21 protein-coding genes are annotated in these 20,533 nt (G+C 66.4%); 19 read left to right on the top strand and 2 right to left on the bottom strand.

Annotation, left to right across the window (positions count from 1 at the left end):
- The first annotated feature begins 11 nt into the window (after positions 1 to 11).
- Genes ribH through DVT68_RS05550 form a run of 5 tightly spaced genes read left to right on the top strand, consistent with a single transcriptional unit; the run spans position 12 to position 2,957 of the window.
- Complete coding sequence (gene ribH / locus DVT68_RS05570) at positions 12 to 473, top strand: 6,7-dimethyl-8-ribityllumazine synthase (protein WP_114824001.1); 462 nt, start codon at positions 12 to 14, stop codon at positions 471 to 473.
- Positions 473 to 919, top strand: coding sequence for a transcription antitermination factor NusB (gene nusB, locus DVT68_RS05565; protein ID WP_114824000.1), 447 nt, complete (start codon positions 473 to 475; stop codon positions 917 to 919). Before ribH ends, nusB begins: the two co-directional genes overlap by 1 nt.
- Positions 919 to 1,455 carry a GNAT family N-acetyltransferase gene (locus DVT68_RS05560; RefSeq protein WP_114823999.1) on the top strand — a complete coding sequence of 179 codons (537 nt, stop codon included), beginning with the start codon at positions 919 to 921 and terminating at the stop codon, positions 1,453 to 1,455. The genes nusB and DVT68_RS05560 overlap by 1 nt, the downstream gene beginning before the upstream one ends.
- A gap of 30 nt (positions 1,456 to 1,485) precedes the next feature.
- Positions 1,486 to 2,460 (top strand): thiamine-phosphate kinase, encoded by a 975-nt coding sequence (gene thiL / locus DVT68_RS05555; protein WP_114823998.1) that lies wholly within the window; start codon positions 1,486 to 1,488, stop codon positions 2,458 to 2,460.
- Complete coding sequence (locus DVT68_RS05550; RefSeq protein WP_114823997.1) at positions 2,457 to 2,957, top strand: phosphatidylglycerophosphatase A family protein; 501 nt, start codon at positions 2,457 to 2,459, stop codon at positions 2,955 to 2,957. Before thiL ends, DVT68_RS05550 begins: the two co-directional genes overlap by 4 nt.
- A 47-nt stretch (positions 2,958 to 3,004) precedes the next feature.
- Here the strand turns inward: DVT68_RS05550 and DVT68_RS05545 are convergent, their stop codons facing one another.
- Positions 3,005 to 3,754: a dienelactone hydrolase family protein gene (locus DVT68_RS05545; RefSeq protein ID WP_114823996.1), complete on the bottom strand. Its 750-nt coding sequence runs from the start codon at positions 3,752 to 3,754 to the stop codon at positions 3,005 to 3,007.
- A gap of 172 nt (positions 3,755 to 3,926) precedes the next feature.
- Between DVT68_RS05545 and DVT68_RS05540 the strand changes: the two genes are divergently transcribed.
- Both DVT68_RS05540 and DVT68_RS05535 read left to right on the top strand, forming a co-directional pair.
- A complete protein-coding gene (locus DVT68_RS05540) occupies positions 3,927 to 5,084 on the top strand; it encodes an acyltransferase family protein (protein WP_114823995.1) in 1,158 nt (385 codons plus the stop codon).
- Between the two features lie 415 nt (positions 5,085 to 5,499).
- A complete protein-coding gene (locus DVT68_RS05535; protein WP_114823994.1) occupies positions 5,500 to 6,054 on the top strand; it encodes a hypothetical protein in 555 nt (184 codons plus the stop codon).
- 88 nt (positions 6,055 to 6,142) lie between these two features.
- On the opposite strand, the gene ahr is transcribed toward DVT68_RS05535, so the two are convergent.
- Positions 6,143 to 7,159 (bottom strand): NADPH-dependent aldehyde reductase Ahr, encoded by a 1,017-nt coding sequence (gene ahr / locus DVT68_RS05530; protein ID WP_114823993.1) that lies wholly within the window; start codon positions 7,157 to 7,159, stop codon positions 6,143 to 6,145.
- 158 nt (positions 7,160 to 7,317) lie between these two features.
- Between ahr and DVT68_RS05525 the strand changes: the two genes are divergently transcribed.
- From DVT68_RS05525 to DVT68_RS05470, 12 genes are all read left to right on the top strand, one after another.
- Positions 7,318 to 8,286: a potassium channel beta subunit family protein gene (locus DVT68_RS05525; protein ID WP_114823992.1), complete on the top strand. Its 969-nt coding sequence runs from the start codon at positions 7,318 to 7,320 to the stop codon at positions 8,284 to 8,286.
- A gap of 157 nt (positions 8,287 to 8,443) precedes the next feature.
- On the top strand, positions 8,444 to 9,337 hold the full coding sequence (gene bla, locus DVT68_RS05520) for a subclass B3 metallo-beta-lactamase (RefSeq protein WP_114823991.1): 894 nt from the start codon (positions 8,444 to 8,446) through the stop codon (positions 9,335 to 9,337).
- Between the two features lie 69 nt (positions 9,338 to 9,406).
- Complete coding sequence (gene hemP, locus DVT68_RS20525) at positions 9,407 to 9,625, top strand: hemin uptake protein HemP (RefSeq protein WP_199535958.1); 219 nt, start codon at positions 9,407 to 9,409, stop codon at positions 9,623 to 9,625.
- A 144-nt stretch (positions 9,626 to 9,769) separates the two neighbouring features.
- Positions 9,770 to 10,366 (top strand): hypothetical protein, encoded by a 597-nt coding sequence (locus DVT68_RS05510; protein ID WP_147281669.1) that lies wholly within the window; start codon positions 9,770 to 9,772, stop codon positions 10,364 to 10,366.
- Positions 10,367 to 10,540: 174 nt separating this feature from the next.
- Positions 10,541 to 11,812, top strand: coding sequence for an efflux RND transporter periplasmic adaptor subunit (locus tag DVT68_RS05505; RefSeq protein ID WP_114823989.1), 1,272 nt, complete (start codon positions 10,541 to 10,543; stop codon positions 11,810 to 11,812).
- A 27-nt stretch (positions 11,813 to 11,839) separates the two neighbouring features.
- Positions 11,840 to 12,562 carry an ABC transporter ATP-binding protein gene (locus DVT68_RS05500; RefSeq protein ID WP_114823988.1) on the top strand — a complete coding sequence of 241 codons (723 nt, stop codon included), beginning with the start codon at positions 11,840 to 11,842 and terminating at the stop codon, positions 12,560 to 12,562.
- 64 nt (positions 12,563 to 12,626) lie between these two features.
- Positions 12,627 to 13,940, top strand: a complete 1,314-nt coding sequence (locus tag DVT68_RS05495; protein ID WP_114824408.1) for an ABC transporter permease — start codon at positions 12,627 to 12,629, stop codon at positions 13,938 to 13,940.
- Between the two features lie 10 nt (positions 13,941 to 13,950).
- Positions 13,951 to 15,186: an ABC transporter permease gene (locus DVT68_RS05490; protein WP_114823987.1), complete on the top strand. Its 1,236-nt coding sequence runs from the start codon at positions 13,951 to 13,953 to the stop codon at positions 15,184 to 15,186.
- A 199-nt stretch (positions 15,187 to 15,385) separates the two neighbouring features.
- Positions 15,386 to 16,699, top strand: coding sequence for an ABC transporter permease (locus DVT68_RS05485; protein ID WP_114824407.1), 1,314 nt, complete (start codon positions 15,386 to 15,388; stop codon positions 16,697 to 16,699).
- A 15-nt stretch (positions 16,700 to 16,714) separates the two neighbouring features.
- Positions 16,715 to 17,944: an ABC transporter permease gene (locus DVT68_RS05480; RefSeq protein ID WP_233523352.1), complete on the top strand. Its 1,230-nt coding sequence runs from the start codon at positions 16,715 to 16,717 to the stop codon at positions 17,942 to 17,944.
- A gap of 30 nt (positions 17,945 to 17,974) precedes the next feature.
- Positions 17,975 to 19,279, top strand: coding sequence for an ABC transporter permease (locus tag DVT68_RS05475; protein WP_114823986.1), 1,305 nt, complete (start codon positions 17,975 to 17,977; stop codon positions 19,277 to 19,279).
- 17 nt (positions 19,280 to 19,296) lie between these two features.
- Positions 19,297 to 20,520 (top strand): ABC transporter permease, encoded by a 1,224-nt coding sequence (locus DVT68_RS05470; RefSeq protein ID WP_114823985.1) that lies wholly within the window; start codon positions 19,297 to 19,299, stop codon positions 20,518 to 20,520.
- The last annotated feature ends 13 nt before the right edge of the window (positions 20,521 to 20,533 follow it).

Raw genomic sequence — 20,533 nt, 5'->3', positions numbered from 1 at the left:
ACCGCATAAGCATGAAGATCATCGAAGGCGATTTCGCCACGCCCAAAGGCCGTTTTGCCATCGTCGCCGGCCGTTTCAACGGTTTCGTCGTCGAGCCCCTGGTGGCCGGCGCGCGCGACGTGCTGGTGCGCCATGGCGTGAAGGACGACGCGATCGAGCTGATCCGCGTGCCCGGCGCCTGGGAAATCGCCCTGGCGGCGAACAAGGTCGCCCAGTCCGGCAAGTACGCCGCTGTGATCGCGCTGGGCGCGGTGATCCGCGGTTCCACCCCGCATTTCGATTACGTGGCCGGCGAGTGCGCCAAGGGCCTGGCCCAGGCGGCTTACGCCTCCGGCGTGCCGGTGGCGTTCGGCGTGTTGACCACCGACACCATCGAGCAGGCCATCGAGCGCTCCGGCACCAAGGCCGGCAACAAGGGTGCGGACGCAGCGCTGGCCGCGCTGGAAATGGTCAACCTGTACGGAAAGCTGTGATGAGCCAGCGTCCCGAAGGCATCGATCTGGCCGCCCGCTCGCGTGCGCGTCGTCGCGCGCTGCAGGCCGTGTATGCATGGCAGATCGGCGGCAACCGCATGGACGCCGTGATCGAGCAGTTCCGCCACGAGCAGGACATGGAAGTGGCTGACCTCGAGTACTTCGAAGACCTGCTGCATGGCGTGGAGCGCCACGTCGAGGCCATCGACGACAGCCTCAAGCCCTATGTCGATCGCGAAGTCGGCCAGATCGATCCGATCGAGCGCGCCGCGCTGCGCCTGGCTGCGTACGAGCTGAAGTACCGCACGGACGTGCCGTACCGCGTGATCATCAACGAGGCCATCGAGGTCACCAAGCGTTTCGGCGCCGACCACGGCCACAGCTACGTCAACGGCGTGCTGGACAAGCTGGCCAGCGCGCTGCGCTCCACGGAAAAGCGCAACTGATGAGCGGCGCGGAGCGGCAGTCCCCCGTTCCCGTCCTGGAAACCGAGCGCCTGCGCTTGCGGGCGCATCGCGCCGCGGACCACGCTGATTGCACGGCGATCTGGTCCAATCCCGAGGTCACCCGCCATATCGGCGGCCGTCCGTTCACCGCTGAAGAGGTGTGGAAGCGCCTGCTGCAGTACGTCGGTCTGTGGAGCCTGCTCGGCTACGGGTACTGGGCAGTGGAGGAGAGGGCCAGTGGTCGCTACATCGGCGACATCGGCTTCGCCGATTTCAAACGCGACCTGCAGCCTTCGCTGGAGGGCATGCTGGAGTTCGGCTGGGTGCTGGCGCCGCATGCGCACGGCAGGGGCTATGCGAGCGAAGCGGTGGCCGCCGTGATGGCCTGGGCTGCGCAGCACGAGCCGGCTTTGCGCGCCGTCTGCATCATCGATCCGGATAACCTGCCGTCGATCCGCGTGGCCGAAAAGGCCGGCTTCCGTCGCTGGCAGGAAACCACCTATCACGGCAATCCCACGCTGGTATTCAGTCGCTGAGCGTGGCGTAGACGCCCAAGGTCGCAAGCCATGGAATTTCGACTGATCGACCGCATCCGTGAACGCACCGCGCAAGGCCGCGAAGACGTGCGGCTGGGCATCGGTGACGACGCCGCGGTAGTGGCGCCGCCGGCCGGACAGGAGCTCGCCATCGCCGTCGACACAATGGTCGAGGGCGTGCATTTCCCGCACGGGACCGATCCTGCCGACATCGGCTGGAAAGTGCTGGCGGTGAACCTCTCCGACCTCGCCGCGATGGGCGCCAGTCCGGCGTGGGCCTTGCTTGCGCTTACCCTGCCGCGCCAGCCGGTGGCGCAGGTGCAGCAGTTCATCGATGGCTTTGCCGACGGCTTCACCCAGCTCGCGCAACCGCATCGGCTCGCCTTGATCGGCGGCGACACCACCAGTGGCCCGCTCAGCGTCAGCGTGGCCGTGCATGGCTTCGTGCCGCCGGGACAGGCGCTGGTGCGGGGCGGCGCGCGAGCGGGTGACGTGGTGCTGGTGACGGGAACATTGGGCGATGCGGCCGCTGGCTTGCGACTGCTGCAGTCTGGCGCACGGGTGACGGAAGACGCACGCGCCGCTTACCTGATCGAACGCCTGCACCGTCCCACGCCGCGGCTGCAGGCGGGGCTTGCGCTGCGTGGCCGCGCCACGGCCTGCATCGACGTCTCCGACGGGCTGCTCGCCGACCTCGGCCATATCTGCGAAGCCAGCGCGCTGGGCGCGGAGCTGGAGGCCTCGCTGCTGCCGCGCTCGCCGATGCTGCTGGGCAGCTTCGACGACGTCGCCTCGCTCAACTTCGCGCTGGCCGGCGGCGACGACTACGAACTTTGTTTCACCGTGCCACCCTCGCTGGTGGCCGAAGTGCAGGGCGACCTTGCGCGCCTGGGTTGCGGCGCCACCCGCATCGGGCGCATGGTCGAGGGCGCCGGCGTGCGTGTGCGCGACGAGCAGGGCCAATGGCTTGAATCCAACCACCGCGGCTGGGATCACTTCGCATGAGCGACAAGACCGTCCTCACTCCCGAACAACGTCGCGTGCTGCTGGCCACGCCGGCAGGCTGGCTGGCGTGCGGCTTCGGCTCCGGGCTGGCGCCGAAGGCGCAAGGCACCTTCGGATCGCTGGCCGCCCTGCTGCCATGGCTGCTGCTGCGCACGCTGCCGGTGCAGCTCTATGTGTTCGCCGTGGTGGTGGCCTTCGTGATCGGCGTTTGGGCCTGCGGTATCGCCGGGCGCCTGCTTGGCGTGGACGACCACCGCAGCCTCGTGTGGGATGAATTCGTGGGGCTGTGGATCGCCCTGCTGCCGGTGCTCGCCGGGCCATGGTGGGGCGTGCTGCTCGGCTTCGTGCTGTTCCGCCTGTTCGACGTGTGGAAGCCCTGGCCGATCGGCCTGCTGGATCGCCGCCTCAAGGGTGGCGTGGGCGTGATGGTCGATGACGTCGTAGCCGGGTTGTTCGCGGCGATCGTGCTCGACGTGGTGCTCGTGCTGCTGCGCTGAGCAGAGTTTGGCGGGCATCGCTCCGGATGCCCGCCGTGAAGTTTTCTTTAGTGCGAAGCCAAGGTCCGGCCGAACAGTTCGGCCAGCGCCTGCCAGTGGCGTTCGGCAGCCTCGGCGTTGAAGGCCGGGTGATCCGGCACGGCAAAGCCATGGTGGGCGCCGGCGTAGATCAACACGGTATGCGCCACGCCGGCCTCGACGAGCGCGCGCTCCAGGTCATCCTTCTGCTCCACCGTGAAGTGGATGTCGTCGTCGGCGCCGGCCACGTACACCGTGCCGGTGATGCCCTTCACATGGCGATGCGGGCTGTCTGGCTGGTCGGTGGCGAGGCCGCCGGCGTGGAACGAGGCGATCGCCGCCAGACGCTGCGGGAAGGCGCAGGCGGCGGTCAGCGCGATGGAGCCGCCCATGCAATAGCCGGTGGCGCCGAGCGGTCGACCCTGTGCCTCGGGGCGCGCGGCCAGGAAGTCCATGAAGGCCTCGGCGTCGCTCAGCTTGCGGTCTCGATCCAGTGTGCCGATGCGGCGCATCAGGTCTTCCTTCTGCGCCGCATCGCTGAACACCTCGGCTGGGACCATCGGCGGGTAGGGGCCGAGGCGATAGAAGATGTCGGGCAGCAGCACGGCGTAGCCGTCATCGGCCAGTCGCTGCGCCATGTCGTGCATGGCGGCGCGCATGCCGAGGGCGTCCATGAAGAACACCACGCCCGGCCAGGGACCTTCGGCCTGCGCGGGGGTGAACAGGGATGCGGGGCAGTGGCCGTCGCGGGTGGGAATGGTGAGATCGGTGCGTGCCATGGGCTAGGCCTCGTTGATGCAAACCGCCGATTATAGATATATGAGGGTACCCTCATAATGAAGATGTTTTCATGATCGCCGGCCCCATCGCCGCCGACCCGCGATATAGTCCCGCGTTCGCGGGCCCCGGACGAATCGACGTTGGGGTGGATGGATCGACCGGGGGGATAGGATGAACCGTTTGCCGGGGCTGGACCTGCTGCGCGCGATCGCCATCGCGTGGGTGATGATTTTCCATTCCTACATCATTGGCGGCTGGGGGCACTTTGCCGGCCTGGACAAGCACGGCTGGATGGGCGTGGACCTGTTCTTCGCCCTGAGCGGCTTCCTGATCGGCCAGCAGGTATTCAAGCCGCTGGCGGCGGGCGGTCGGTTCTCGTTCGCTGACTTCTACCTGCGCCGCGCCTTCCGCATCCTGCCTGTGTACCTGCTGGTGGTGGCGGTCTACTTCCTGTGGCCGGGCGGCCGCGAGTACCCGGGCATCCAGCCGCTGTGGCAGTTCCTGACCTTCTCGGTGAACCTGCTGATCGACGCGCAGAACAGCAAGGCGTTCTCCCACGTCTGGTCGCTGTGTGTGGAAGAGCACTTCTATCTGCTGTTTCCGCTGTTGGCGTTGTGGCTGGCGCGACGGCCCACAGCGGCGAAGTTCCTGGCGGTCTGCATTGGCCTGGTGCTGTTCGGCATGCTGGTGCGAGGCTACGTGTGGCTGCACCTGGTCGGGCCGGCGATAGCCGCCGATGACCAGCAGGCCGTCGGCAGTTGGTTCCTCAAGGGCATCTACTACCCGACCTGGGCTCGGCTGGACGGGCTGTTGGCAGGCGTCGTGCTCGCGGGCGTGCGGGTGTACCGCCCGGACCTGTGGGGCCGCTGGTCGCGGTACGCCAATTTGGCAGGCGCCGCTGGACTGGCCGTGGTCGCGCTGTCCATCTGGCTGTTCCGCGACCGCGTGGATTTCATCCCGACGCTGCTGGGCTATCCGCTGCTGTCGCTCGGCATGGGCTTGCTGGTGCTGTGCGGCGCCAGCCAAGGCAGCGTGTCGGCGAGGGTGAGGCTGCCTGGCGCCGCCTGGCTCGCGGCGGCGTCCTACAGCCTGTACCTGTCGCACAAGCTGGTGTTCCACGGGGTGGAGTCGGCCTTCGGCTCCTGGCTGGACGGCCATGGGCTGCTGACCTTCACCGGTTACGCGGCCGCTACGCTGGCGGTGGGGGCGGTGTTGCACTACGGGATCGAGCTGCCGTTCCTGCGCCTGCGCGGACGCCTGTTGAGCCGGTCGCCGGGCGAAATGCTTCCGCCCGTCGCGCAGCCGGTCTCCAGCCAGGGTGTCGCCTAGGGCGGCGGCTTCGGCAAACGGACGTTTGGACGTCCGTCTGGGAAAGCCGCGTCACCGCGCTGTCACCCGATCCTGCTGGAATCTGCGATCCAGCAGGTTTTTTCGTGCCTCAAGAATCGCCTGATTTCCAGAATTCCTATGGCGTCGCACGCTCGACTGAGGCATGGTTTCTCCAAGGGGCGGGGATTCGTCAACGTGATGTGAATGGCGCCAACCGTGTCGTCGCCCCGGGATGTCCAGCGCTTGGGTACATGACGGTCGACGATCCGCCGGGGGCGGACGACTTCTGACCGGAGCGTTGGGCAGGCGCCGGCACAGGCGCGGCCTGGTACGCCCAAGGCCGAGATGTGTCGGCGCGGGGAGGGAATCGGTCTTACGTTCGTAACAGGGGGTTCTTATGCGCGGACTTCTGAGGATGTTCGTACTCTTGGCGCTGCTGGTTGCGCCATTCGTCGCGTCGGCGGCCAATGCAGCGCCGACCGGGCCGTGCCGGATCATCGATCCGACGACCTGCTCCACCAACAATGCACTGGCGCACGCCTCGGGCTTTACCCAGGCGCTTGGACATTTCGTCTCCGGCAGCAAGGCCAGCTACTTCAAATCCGACCGTTCGCTGAGTGAACAGGCCATGCAGGGCCTTGGTGGCCCCGCGGAGCCCGTGGTTGCTCTGCCGGACAAGCATTACCTGTTCGCGGGCTGCCTGTCGCGCGAGTGCGGCGGCATTGCTTCGGCGGTCATCGTCAATGAGTACGGGCAGATCGAGGCGCTGGCTTTCTCCAGCTTCCACTGCGATGACGCCTGTGACGACTTGCGGCACGTGGACATCTACTTCCGCAAGGACACCCAGGACGCCGGCCTGCTGGCCGCCCTGAAGACCTGGGGAACCAGCGAGAAGCTACACCATTCGTTGTTCCACCCGGAAGCGGATGATGGGATTGATGGACGAATGGACGTCCATGTGATTCCCTGATCGACGGCAGACCGCCACCTGATGGTGGCGGCCTGCGCGTTGCGCCGGTTCAGCCCCTACGTGGGAGAACGGTGGTCGTGCCACCGCCTCAACCCTTGGCGCCTTCCAGCACGATGCGATAGCGCGCCTTGCCGTCGGCGAGGTGTTTCAGGGCCGCGTTGACCTGGTCCATCGGGAACATTTCGACCTGCGGGCGTACGTCGTGCCGCGTGGCGAAGTCGAGCAGCGTGGCGATGTCGACCGGGGAACCGGTGGGTGAGCCGGAGACTTCGCGCTCCGTGACGATCAGGGCGAAGGCCGGCACCGGGATCGGCTCCAGCACCGCGCCCACCACATGCATGCGCCCGCGTGGCGCCAGCGTGCCGAGCAGGGCGCCCCAGTCCAGCGAAACGTTGACGGTTACCAGCAACAGGTCCAGAGAGCCGGCGATCGCCTGGATGGCGTTCGCATCGCGGCTGGAAACCACGTGATGCGCGCCAAAGCTGCGCGCCTCGTCGGCCTTGGCGGCGGTCGACGTGAAGGCGGTCACTTCGCAACCCCAGGCCTTGGCGAACTTCACCGCCATATGCCCAAGTCCGCCGATGCCGACCACGCCCACGCGCGCGGTCGGGCCGATGTTGTAGGCGAGGAAAGGCTTGAGCACGGTGATGCCGCCGCACAGCAGCGGACCGGCACTGGGCAGGTCGATGCCGTCGGGCAACGGGATGGTCCAGGCCCAGTGCGCGCGCACCTTGTCGGCAAAGCCCCCATGGTGGCCGCCGATGGTGGCCTCCAGCTCCGCGCAAAGGTTCTGGTGGCCGGACAGGCACTGCCGGCAATGCATGCAGCTGCCCGCCGTCCAGCCGATGCCCACGCGCTGGCCGACGCGCAGGCCCTTGGCCTGTTCGCCCAGCGCCAGCACGCGCCCGATCACTTCATGACCCGGCACGAACGGAAAACGCGACATGCCCCATTCGTTGGCGATCATCGACAGGTCCGAGTGGCAGATGCCGCAGTAGTCGACCGCGACCTCCACTTCCTCGGCGCCCAGCGGCCCGAGGTCGAACGAACTGCGCACCAATGGCTGGCCCGCCTGCTGGGCCGCCCAACCCTGTATCTGTGACATGGCCTGGCTCCGTGGATGGAGGGGTTATGCACGCGGAGAATGGGACACCGTAGCGGCTGCGCCGTCGGCGCCGCGTATAGGTCGTGACGATGGGTCACCGTGGACGGAGGGCCCCCGTCTTGGCATGCTGATCCATCCCCAGCCACCGGAGCCCTCCCGTGCAATACCGACGTCTTGGATCATCCGGTCTGCAACTGTCGGCGCTGTCTTTCGGCGCCTGGGTGAACTTCGGTCGCCAGGTGGGGCGTTCCTTGGCCCGCGACCTGCTCGCGATGGCGCACGACCACGGCGTCAACTTCTTCGACAACGCCGAAACCTACAACCATGGCGTGGCCGAAACCCTGATGGGCGACGTGCTGGCTGATCTGCGCTTTCCGCGCGACAGCTATTGCGTGTCCAGCAAGGTGTTCTTCGGCGCGGTCGATAACCCGCTGCCGACGCAGCGCGGCCTGTCGCGCAAGCACGTGATCGAGGCCTGCCATCAGGCGCTGCTGCGCCTGCGTGTGGAGCATCTTGACCTGTACTTCTGCCACCGTCCCGATCCGGACACGCCGATCGCCGAGACCGTGGCGGCGATGGACACCCTGGTGCGCCAGGGCAAGGTGCTTTACTGGGGCACCAGCGAGTGGCCGGCCGAGGCCATCGTGGAAGCCCATCGCGTGGCTCGCGAGAACCACATGACCGCGCCTGTGATGGAGCAGCCGCAATACAACCTGCTGCATCGCGAGCGTGTCGAGCAGGAATACGCGCCGCTGTACGAACGCTACGGCCTGGGCACGACCATCTGGTCGCCGCTGGCGTCGGGCCTTTTGACCGGCAAGTACAACGACGGCGTCCCCGATGATGCGCGTCTGGCGCAGCCCGGCTATGAATGGCTGCGCGAAGCGATCCTGGAGCAGGGGGGCGACAGCCTCGCCAAGGTGCGCCGGCTGGTTCCGATCGCCAGCGACCTCGGCGTATCGATGGCGCAGCTTGCCCTCGCGTGGTGCCTCACCAATCCGCACGTGTCCACCGTGATGCTTGGGGCGAGCAAGCTCGAGCAGCTCAAGCACAACCTGGCCGCACTGGACGTCGTGCCTCGACTCGATGCCGAGGTGATGAAGCGGATCGAGCAGGCGGTGGTCTGATCACCGACCGGCCCCTCCAAGCGCTCATGGCGTGGGAGGGGCGCGAGGCTTTTGCCTGCGTGGCGCCATGATTCGCCCTCGTCGATGCATCGGTCGGCCTCACCCGCTTCCACCGTAGGGGCCAAGCTGCCGGCTGGACAACAAGGAAGCCTCCCGCATGAAGCTCTTCGCCCGCAGCATGTTTTGCGCATGCCTCGCCCTGTCCGCATTCGGCGCCGCCCGCGCCTCGGATCCCGAATGGACGCAGCCGCAGAAGCCGTTCCGCGTCTACGGCAATACCTATTACGTGGGCACGCACGGACTCACCGCGGTCCTCATCGCGTCCTCACAGGGTCTGGTGCTGATCGACGGCACGCTGCCGCAGAACGCGGCGCAGATCGAGGGAAACATCAAGGCGTTGGGATTTCGGCTCACCGATGTCAAGCGCATCCTCAACACGCATGCGCACTCCGATCACGCCGGCGCCATCGCCGCGCTGGCGCACGATACGGGCGCCACCGTGATGGCCAGCGCCGCCGGGGCCAAGGCGATCATGCTGGGTGGCAAGGATCCGGAGGATCCGCAGTTCGACCAGTCGTCGGGATTTCCGTCGGTGGCCCATGTCATGACGGTTGCCGATGGAGGCGTGGTGCAAGTGGGCGACGTGGCGATCACCGCGCACTACACGCCGGGGCACACGCCGGGTTCCACCTCGTGGGCCTGGCAGTCCTGCGAGGCGGGGCGGTGCGTGCACATGGTCTACGCCGATAGCCTCGGCGCCTTCGCCGCGGACGGCTTCCGCTTCACCGACGATGCCGCCCATCCTCACCGCGTGGAGGATTACCAGCACAGCATCGACGTGATCGCTGCGCTGCCGTGCGACATCCTGATCACGCCGCATCCGAGCCAGAGCCGTTTCCTCGAGCGCGTGGCGGGCCGCGATGCCGGCGCCAAGCCGAACCCGCTGATCGATAGCGGCGCCTGCCGGGTTTACGCGGAGGAGGGCCGGGCGGGCCTGGCCGCCCGCCTGGCCAAGGAGCAGGCCGCAGCTTCAGGTCGGGCGGCAAAATGACTCCGGTGGTTGACACTCAAATGAGAATTATTATCATCTGAGCGTCACCCCCCGACCGCGGAGCAACCCATGACCACGACGGTTCTGCCTCTCTCCCAGGGCAACGACGCCTTGCCGCGCCCGTTCCGCCTGCTCAGCCTGAAGGCCGCGCAGGGATCGATGGGCCTGGCTCGCCGGGTATCCAGCCAGGCGCTGCTCAAGGGCGAGCGCGAGCTGGTGATCCAGCATCAGGGCAACGAATACCACCTGCGACTCACCCGCAACGACAAGCTGATCCTCACCAAGTAATCCACCGTCCCCGATGGAGTGTTCGACCGGGGCAGGGATGCCCGACTCTCCGCGTCCGCCGATCGAGCGGACCGGACCGTTTCCAACAGGCCTATCGCCACGCTGTTCCCCGGAACGCCAGCCAGGTCGCCTCCCGACAGGAGCATGACGATGTTTGCCTGGCTGACCCGATCCTCCCGCGCGATGTGCCGCCGCACGGGCGTCTCCGACCGTTCGCTTTGTCGCTGCTTCGTGCCGATGACCGGCGCCGAACTGGCCCAGCGCCTGCCATGGCTTGGCAGCGTGCTTTACCTGCAGGCGCCGCTGCGCGGCGGGTACGACGCGTCCTCGCACTTGCCGACAGGCTGGCTGGTCGAGCGCCCTGAGCTGGCCCCCCTGCTGGCCACGACGCAACTGATCCTGTCGAGCCAGATTGGCGCCGACGGCCCACGCGAATGGATCGACGGATTCGACGCGCAGGGTCAGCTGCTGGCCAGCCTCCACCTGCTGCCTGACACCGACTACCTGGCATGGGATGCGCTGCTCGCCGATGGCTACTGCCTGCCGGCCGCCTGGCTGCGCGGCGAGCGGCGTCGCCAGCACGCCGGGCACGCGGAAATCCTTCAGTTCCAGGTTCGCCGCATGGGTGGTTTGCAGCTGCTGGAGAGCGCGCCGGCGACGCAACTGTCGCGGCTGGGAAGGGTGGTCGCCGGCGATGTGGCCAGGACATGGTCGGTGGATCTGGCGCCGGCGCCGGGCTGAGCCGTCCGCGGACGCTTGTCCGCCTGTCCGTGCCGGTGTCCGCGGACAATGCCCGGGTCCGCGCGGACTTTTCCAAGAGCATGAAAACAAAGCAATAAATCATCGGTCGCCGGCTGGCACGCCGCTTGCTGACAAGGCTCAGGGGCCGCACCGTGCGCGGCCAGGGACCCATCGATGATTCGTGACACCTCCGCTCAAGACCGCCTGGTCGAGGTCAAGCCCAATCGCAAGCGTCGCGCGCTATGGATCGGCAGCGGCGTCGCCGTGCTGGCGCTGCTGGCGCTGTTCGGCCCGCGCATCGGCCGGTTGTTTTCCGCCGAGGCTTCGGTCAGCAGCTCGCGTCTCGCATTCGCCACTGTCGAGCGAGGCCCCTTCGTGCGTGACATCGCCGCCGAGGGCAAGGTGGTGGCCGCGGTCAGTCCCACGCTTTACGCCACCTACGGCGGCGCCGTCACGCTGAAGGTGCACGCTGGCGACGCGGTGAAGAAGGGCCAGGTGCTGGCGGTGGTCGACAGCCCGGAACTCACCAACAAGCTCGCGCAGGAGGAGAGTGCGGCCGACGCCATGCAGGTGGATTACCTGCGCGCGCAGATCGATGCGCGCAAGACGCGCGGCGAGCTGCAGAAGGCCTACGACAACGCGCAGATCGACGAGCAGGGCGCGCAGCGCGACCTGGCCCGCTACCAGAAGGCGTTCGCCCAGGGCGCGGTGCCCAGCATGAACGTGGACCGCGCCAAGGATGAGCTGGAGAAGGCGCGCATCACCCAGGAGCACGCCAAGGCGGATCTGTCGACCAACACCGACAGCCTCAACTTCGACATCCAGTCCAAGAAGCTCGCCCATGATCGCCAGCTGCTGCTGGTCAAGGACCTGCAGCGCCAGGTGGACGACCTCAACGTGAAGTCGCCGGTGGATGGCCAGGTCGGCCAGCTGTTCATCGCCGAACGAGCCACCGTGGCCAAGGACGCCCAGCTCTTGAGCGTGATCGACCTGAGCGCGCTGGAAGTGGAAATGAAGGTGCCGGAGAGCTTTGCCCGCGACCTCGGCATCGGCATGACCGGCGAGATCAGCGGCAACGGCAATATCTGGAAGGGCCTCGTGAGCGCCATCTCGCCCGAGGTGGTGAACGGCGAGGTGGCCGCGCGCCTGCGCTTCGACGGCGCCACGCCCAAGCAGCTGCGCCAGAACCAGCGCCTGTCGGTGCGCATCCTGCTCGACAAGCGCGACAACGTGCTGACCGTGCAGCGCGGCTCCTTCGTCGACGAATCCGGCGGCAGCTATGCCTATGTGGTGCGTGACGGCGTGGCCGAGAAGCACCCGATCCGCGTGGGCGCCAGCAGCATCGACAAGGTGGAGATCCTCGACGGCCTGAAGGAAGGCGACAACATCGTGATCTCCGGTACCGACAGCTTCAAGGGCGCCCAGCGCGTCGCCATCAGCAACTGATCAAACCACCACTCTAAGGACACAACCATGCTCAAGATGACCCATCTGTCCAAGGTCTACCGCACCGAAGTGGTGGAGACCTATGCGCTGCGCGACTTCAACATCAACGTCAGCGAAGGCGAGTTCGTCGCCGTGACCGGTCCGTCCGGCTCGGGCAAGACCACCTTCCTCACCATCGCCGGCCTGCTGGAAACCTTTACCGGTGGCCAGTACCACCTCGACGGCGTGGAGGTGAGCAACCTCAACGACAACGAGCGTTCGCGCATCCGCAACGAGAAGATCGGCTTCATCTTCCAGGCGTTCAACCTGATCCCCGACCTCAACGTGTTCGACAACGTGGAGGTGCCGTTGCGCTATCGCGGCATGAAGGCGCCCGAGCGCAAGGAGCGCATCATGAATGCGCTCGAGCGCGTCGGCCTGGCCTCGCGTTCCAAGCATTACCCGGCCGAGCTCTCCGGCGGCCAGCAGCAGCGCGTGGCGATTGCGCGCGCCCTGGCCGGCTCGCCGCGCCTGCTGCTGGCGGACGAACCGACCGGCAACCTGGACACCCAGATGGCCCGCGGCGTGATGGAGCTGCTGGAGGAGATCCATCGCGAAGGCGCAACCATCGTGATGGTGACGCACGACCCGGAACTGGCGGCGCGCGCGCAGCGCAACGTGCACATCATCGACGGCCAGGTGGTCGATCTGGCCGAGGATCCGCGCTTCCACCAGGCCGTGCACGCGGCGCGCGCCAACTCGCCGGCCTGACCCCAGCCATGCCAGGACCTCCCGCCGCCGCGGGAGGCCTTCCACAACCGCCGAACGGATGCCCATGTTTGCCTACTACCTACAGCTTGGCCTGCGCAGTCTGCGGAAGAATCCGCTGTTGACGGCGCTGATGGTGATGGCGATCGGTTGCGGAGTGGCCGCGTCGATGACCACCTACTCGGTGTTCCGTGCGACCTCGAACAACCCGATCCCGCACAAGTCCTCGCAGCTGTTTGTCCCGCAGATCGACAACTGGGGCCCCGAAGACGCAGCCCAGAACAAGGGCGAGCCGCCCAGCGCGATGAGCTACACGGACGCGATCAACCTGATGCGCGACCACCGTGGCAAGCGGCAGACGGTGCTGTATCCGGTCGACCTGTCGGTGGTGCCGCAAGACCCGGGCATGCTGCCGTTTCGCCAGAACAGTTACGCCTGGTACGCGGACACGTTTGCCATGTTCGACATCCCGTTCCTGTACGGCGGTGGCTGGACTGCGGGTGACGACGAAGCGCACGCCGCCGTGGCGGTGATCGGCCGCGAACTCAACGAAAAGATGTTCCACGGCGCCAACAGCGTCGGTCGCGAGATCAACCTCAATGGCCGCAGCTACCGCATCACCGGCGTGATCGACACCTGGAAGCCCGAACCGACCTTCTTCGACCCGGTGAACACCAACGGCTTCGACGACGCCAGCGAAGTGTTCATCCCGTTCACACGCGCGGTGGAGCTGAAGATCGGCAGCAACGGCAACAACAACTGCAACAAGGATCCGGGCCCGGGCTGGGACAGCTGGATCCATTCGGAATGCGTGTGGCTGCAGTACTGGACCGAACTGCCCAGCACGGCCGACGCCGAGGCCTACCGCCAGTACCTCAACGGCTATTCGGCCGAGCAGCAGCGCGCCGGGCGCTTCCACTGGGCGCCGAACGTGCGCCTGCGCAACGTCACCGAGTGGCTGGACTACCAGAAGGTGGTGCCGCAGGAGGCGAAGGTCTCGCTGCTGGTCTCGGTCGGATTCCTGTTGATCTGCCTGGTCAACACCGTCGGTTTGCTGCTGGCCAAATTCATGAAGCGGGCGCCGGAGATCGGCGTGCGCCGCGCGCTGGGCGCCTCGCGCAAGGAGATCTACATGCAGTTCCTGATCGAGGCCGGCGCCATCGGCCTGGCCGGCGGCGTGCTCGGCCTGCTGCTCACCGGCCTGGGCATGCTCGGCGTGACGCTGGTATTCGAGCCGGACATCGCCAAGCTCGCCACGCTCGACACGTCGCTGGTGCTGTTGACCCTGCTGGTTTCGGTGCTGTCCACGGTGGTGGCGGCGTTCTATCCCACCTGGCGGGCGGCGCAAGTGCAGCCGGCCTGGCAGCTGAAGTCCAACTGAGGCGACGACCATGATGCTGCAGATCAAGCCGATACTCGCCGCCCTCAAACGCCACAAGGCGGGCACCATCCTCATCGCCTTGCAGATCGCCCTGACGCTGGCGATCGTGTGCAACGCGCTGTTCATCATCCACGAGCGACTCGACCGCATCTCACGACCCACCGGGTTGGATGAAGGCAACCTGATGGCGATCGGCAACCGCTACGTCGGCGCGGACGACAAGGACACCGCCGCCATGATGCGTGGCGATCTCGTCGCATTGAGGCAATTGCCTGGTGTGGCGGACGCCGTGTCGATCAACTCCTATCCGTTGCGTGGTGGCGGCTGGTCGACCGGCGTGCGCGTGGGCGCCGAGGACAAGAAGCCCAAGGCGCATACGACGCTGTATTTCAGCGACGAGCACACGCTGCCGACCATGGGCACGCACCTGATCGCCGGGCGCAATTTCCAGGCGGATGAAATCGGCGAGGCCGATCCGAAGGAAGTGGGCGATCCCGCGGTCGTAATCGTCAGCAAGGCGCTGGCGGACAAACTGTTCACGGATGGGCACGCGCTGGGCAAGCCGATCTACATCGGCGACACCAAGAAGCCCAGCACGATCATCGGCATCGTCGAGCGCCTGGAGGTGCCGTGGAACGGTTCCTGGTCCGACACCTTCTACGAAAACTCGATCATCGAGCCGGTCCGCCTCAGCGGCAACTACACGAACTTCCTGGTACGCAGCAAACCGGGTCAGCTTGAAGCGTTGATGAAGTCGGCGCCGGCGGCGCTGTACCAGGCCAACCGCATGCGGGTGATACCGCCGGAACGCGGCGTGCGCACGTTCGCTGCGGTTCGCGAGCATGCGTACAAGGCCGATCGCGGCATGGCCATCCTGATGGGCGTGGTGTGCCTGGTGCTGCTGGCCATCACGGCGGCAGGCATCGTTGGCCTCACCAGCTTCTGGGTGGGCCAGCGTCGCAAGCAGATCGGCGTGCGGCGTGCGCTGGGCGCCACCCGGCGCGACATCCTCAGCTACTTCCTTACCGAGAACCTGCTGATCGGCATCGGTGGCGTGGTGGTCGGCGCGGCGCTGGCGATGGGCATGAACCTTTGGCTGGTCACGCAGTTCGAGATGGCCAGGCTGTCGCTGATGTATGTGCTGGCGGGCGTGCTGGCCCTGCTGCTGCTGGGGCAGGGCGCGGTGCTGGCGCCGGCGATGCGCGCCTCGCGCGTGTCACCGGTCGAGGCGACGCGGTCGGTGTGAGGCGTGGCGATGCAGTGGCGCAGGGAAGCCCCCGCATTGCCCGTCATTCCCGCGTGGGCGGGAGTTCAGTGACTTTTGCGCCAGAGAAGGCAACGTCACTGGGTCGCAGCCTTCGCTGGGATGACGAGCTGAGAAGTCTGGGTCTGGAAGTTTCCATGGGGTCGGATGCCCTGAGCGATACGAGGATTTCATGAGCGGCATGTTTGTCCATAACCTGCGACTCGGCGTGGCCAGCCTGCGGCGCAATCCGCTGCTGACCACGTTGATGATCATGTCGATCGGGGTCGGCGTGGCGGCGTCGATGGTGACCTACGCGGTGTTTCGCGCCGTGTCGGGCGACCCGATCCCTGAGAAGTCCGCACAGTTGTTTGCGCCACAGATCGACAATCGCGGACCGCAGTACAACCACCACGGCGAGCCGCCGGATGCGCTCAATTACACCGACGCCATGGCGCTGATGCGCGCCCACAAGGCGCCCCGGCAGACACTGCTGTTCCAGGTGGGCTTGTCTGTGATGCCCGATGACCCGCACAAGATGCCGTTCAAGGCGCTGGGCTACGCCACTTATGGCGACTTTTTCACCATGTTCGACGTGCCTTTCCAGTACGGCAGCGGCTGGGGCGCCGAGGAGGACGACGCGCGTGATGCAGTGGTGGTGATCAGTCGCTCGCTGAACAAGAAACTGTTTGGCGGAGAGAACAGCGTGGGGCGACGCATCAACCTGGACGATCGCCAGTATCGCATCGTGGGCGTGACCGAGAACTGGGATCCCAAGCCGCGCTTCTTCGACATGTTCAGCGGCAACGCCTACGCCATGCCATCGCAGGTGTACATCCCGTTCACCCACGCGGTGGCGCAGAAGATCGATTCCTACGGGAACAACAACTGCGGCATGGATGGCAAGCGTGGCGAGGACTGGGACAGCTGGCTGCGCGGCGAATGCGTATGGATCAGTCCGTGGGTGGAACTGGATACGCCGGAACAGGTACAGGCCTATCGCCAGTTCCTCGACGGGTACGCGCAGGAGCAGCGTCGTGCGGGTCGATTCAACTGGGCGCCCAACAACCGGCTGCGCGATGTGCCGGCATGGCTGGACAGTGAGCACGCGGTGCCGCCGGAGAGTCGCATTTCGCTGTCGCTCGCGCTGGGCTTCCTGGTGATCTGCCTGGTCAACACGATCGGCCTGCTGCTGGCCAAGTTCATGAGGCGTGCGCCTGAGATCGGCGTACGTCGCGCCCTGGGCGCTTCCCGCGCCGACATCTACCGCCAGTTCCTGGCCGAGGCCGGCATGGTCGGCCTGGCCGGCGGTTTGCTCGGCCTGGTGCTTACCGCTCTCGGGATGCTCGGTATCGGCCTGGTGTTCGAGCCGCAGATCGCCAAGCTGGCCCACCTGGACTTCGCGTTGGTGTTGCTGACTTTGTTGCTGGCGGTGACGGCGACGGTGCTGGCGGCTTTCTATCCCACCTGGCGGGCGGCGCAAGTGCAGCCTGCCTGGCAGCTCAAATCCAACTGAGGGGAGGCGCGAACCGTGCAGATCAAGCCGATTCTTTCCGCGCTGCGCCGCCACAAGGCGGGCACCTTCCTGATCGCGATGCAGATCGCGCTCACGCTTGCCATCGTGTGCAATGCGCTGTTCATCATCCAGCAGCGACTGGCGCATCTGGCCGAGCCCAGCGGGCTGGACGAGCCCAACATCTTCGTGATCCAGAACGAGTGGGTGGGCGCCTCCACCCCCGAACAACTGGACGCCAAGATGCGCGAGGACCTTGGCGTGCTGCGCGCGCTGCCTGGCGTGCAGGACGTGACGCTGAGCAATTCCTACCCGCTGCGTGGCGGCGGCTGGGACGACGGCGTCAAGCTGACGGCTGACCAGGTGCAGGACACCACCGGCGCCACCATCTACTTCGCCGATGAGCGGTTCATCGATACCCTGGGTCTGAAGCTGATCGCCGGGCGCAATTTCCGCGCAGAGGAGATCACGCCCATGAACGTGCGCGACCGCCTCGGCCCGCCGGTGGTGATGGTGACCAAGGCGTTGGCGGACAAATTGTTCCCCGCAGGCGACGCGGTGGGCAAGACCATCTATCTGGTGGGCGGGCCGACCACCATCGTCGGCGTGGTGGATCTGCTGCAGGCGCAGAGCGTGGATCGCTGGGCCCAGTCGTTTGCCTATCGCTCGGTGATCGTGCCCAAGCGCCTGGCCATCTCGCTCGGTGTCTTCTACATCGTGCGCACGCAGCCAGGCCAGCTCGATGCCGCCATGCGCGCCGCGCCCAAGGCCCTGTTCGCGCACAACCCGCGTCGCGTGATCAACGACGAGGATGGCGTGCTCAGCTTCAAGGAAGTGCGTGCAAAGGCCTACGAGCGGGATCGCGGCATGGCGATCCTGATGGGCCTGATCTGCGTGACCCTGCTGGCCATCACCGCGGCCGGCATCGTGGGCCTGACCAGTTTCTGGGTGGGCCAGCGGCGCAAGCAGATTGGCGTGCGCCGCGCGCTGGGCGCCACCCGGCAGGACATCCTGGAGTACTTCCTCACCGAGAACCTGTTGATCAGCTGCGGCGGCGCGCTGTTCGGCGTGCTGTTGGCGGTGGCGATCAACCTCTGGCTGGTGACGCGATTCGAGCTGCACCGGCTCTCGCTGGTGTACCTGTTGATGGGCGTGGTGATCCTGCTGTTGCTGGGGCAGGGTGCGGTGCTGGCGCCGGCGATGCGCGCCTCCCGCGTGTCGCCGGTGGAGGCCACGCGGTCGGTGTGACCGTGTGGAACAAGGACTAGGAGGGGATCGATGTTCCGCTATTACCTGGATTTGGCGATGCGCAGCCTCATGCGCAACAAGGTGCTCACGGCGCTGATGGTGGTCGCCATCGCGTTGGGCATCGGCGCCAGCATGACGACGCTCACGGTGCTGCATGTGTTGTCCGGCGATCCTCTGCCCGGGGTGAGCGGCTCGCTGTTCTACCCGCAGGTCGATCCCCGCGATATGGACGGCTACGACGCGTCCAAGCCGCTGCCCGAACAGGTGACCTGGATCGACGGCATGAACCTGCTGCACGCCAGGCGCGCGGACCGGCAGGCACTGATGACTGGCGGCGCGGTGCCGATACAGCCGGCGCAGTCGGGCATCGAACCCTTCTACAGCGATGCGCGCTACACCACGAGCGACTTCTTTCCGATGTTCAGGGTGCCGTTCCTCTACGGGCATGGCTGGAACCCGTCGGATGATGAGAGCCGGGCGCGCGTGGTGGTCATCACGCGTTCGCTGAACGACAAATTGTTCGGTGGCAAGGACAGCACCGGCCAGACGTTGCGCATGAAGGACACCGCCTTCCGCGTGATCGGCGTGCTGGACAGCTGGCGACCCAATCCGCACTTCTACGACGTGAACACGGGGCGCTATTCGAACTCCGAGGACGTGTTCGTGCCGCTGGGCGCCTCGCGCGACGCGCATCTTGACCACGACGGTTCGACCGACTGCTGGGGCACCGGCGGCGGCGACGAGGAGCACGCCGAGACCGAACCCTGCGTGTGGCTGCAGTTCTGGGTGCAGCTGGACAGCCCGGACAAGGTGGCGGCCTACCGGGAATTCCTCACGCATTACTCGCAGGAGCAAAAAGCGCTCGGCCGCTTCGCGCGACCGGTGAAGGTTGGCCTGCCGGGCCTGATGGAGTGGATGGACATCAACAAGGTGGTGCCGGGCGACGTGCGCCTGCAGACCTGGCTGGCGTTCGGCTTCCTGCTGGTGTGCCTGGTCAACACGATCGGCCTCATGCTGGCGAAATTCCTGCGTCGCGCCGGTGAACTTGGCGTGCGCCGCGCGCTGGGCGCGTCCAAGCGGGAAGTGTTCGCCCAGCTGATGGTCGAGTCGGCGGTGATCGGTCTCGCCGGCGGCCTGGGTGGCCTGCTGCTGGCCTTCGGTGGCCTGTGGCTGGTGCGGCGACAACCGTCCGACTATGCATCGCTGGCGCACCTGGACCCGACAATGCTGCTGGCCACGTTCGTGCTCGCCATCGGCGCCACGCTGCTGGCAGGCCTGCTGCCGGCATGGCGCGCCTGCCAGATCGCCCCGGCGCTGCAACTGAAGAGCCAGTGAGGAAGAGGACCTGAATCATGGACATCCTGCCCATTCTTTCGACCCTGCGCCGCCACAAGATCACCGCGTTCCTGGTGATCATCGAGATTGCGCTGACCTGCGCCATCGTGTGCAACGCGGTGTTCATCATCAACCAGCGCCTCGATCGCATGAACATGCAGAGCGGCGTGGACGAACACCGCCTGCTGCACATCGAACTGGCGGACATCGGCGTAACCAAGGACCAGAAGGCGCGGATGCTGGAAGACCTCGCCGCGTTGCGGCAAATCCCCGGCGTGGTGGATGTCGCCTCGGTGAACGAGGTGCCGTTCGGTCGCTCCTCCTCCAACAGCGGCATCAAGCTCGACCTCAAGCAGAACCAGCCCACGCTCAACGCCACCTTGTATTCGGGCGAAAACCTGCGCCGGGCGTTCGGGGCGCAGCTGGTGGCTGGCCGCGATCTGCAGTCGGACGAATTCGTGGATTTCGATGACGTCGTGCGGGCGGCGGCGGCCAAGGACATGAAGTCCTTGCCGCATGCCGTGGTGATTACCGAGAGCATGGCGCAGCGGATGTGGCCGGGACAGTCGGCGTTGGGCAAACAGTTTTATCTGGCCGATTTCCCGATAACCGTGGTGGGCGTGGTGAAGGAGCTGGTTCGCCCGTCGATCTGGGACGACAACGCCAGGAGCTACAGCCTGGTCCTGCCCATGCGTGAGTACCGTGGTGAGTACGTGTTACGCACGGCCTCGCCACAGAACAACGAGCGCGTGCTGGCGGCAGCACTTGCCAAGCTCAAGGAGATCAACCCGCATCGGGTGGTGCTCAAGAAGCACAGCTTCGACGACTTGCGTTACGACTTCTTCCAGAACGACCGGGCCATGGCAGGCCTGCTGATCGGCGTGTGCGTCGCCCTGCTGGTGGTGACCTCGCTGGGCATCGTCGGCCTCGGCAGCTTCTGGGTGGCGCAGCGGCGCCGGCAGATCGGCGTGCGCCGCGCACTGGGCGCCACGCGGCGCAACATCCTCAACTATTTCCAGACCGAGAACTTCCTGCTCGCCACCATCGGCATCGCACTGGGCATGGTGCTGGCCTACGGCATCAACCTGCTGCTGATGACGCATTACGAGTTGCCGCGGCTGCCGGCGATCTACTTCCCGGTCGGCGCCCTGCTGCTGTGGACCATCGGCCAGCTCGCGGTGCTGGGACCGGCCATGCGGGCAGCGGCGGTGCCGCCGGTGGTGGCGACGCGGTCGGTGTGATCGCCAGCAGCGT

The organism is Dyella solisilvae (assembly GCF_003351225.1).
GTDB classification, from domain to species: domain Bacteria; phylum Pseudomonadota; class Gammaproteobacteria; order Xanthomonadales; family Rhodanobacteraceae; genus Dyella; species Dyella solisilvae.
This window is presented reverse-complemented; position numbering and strand designations above follow the sequence as displayed.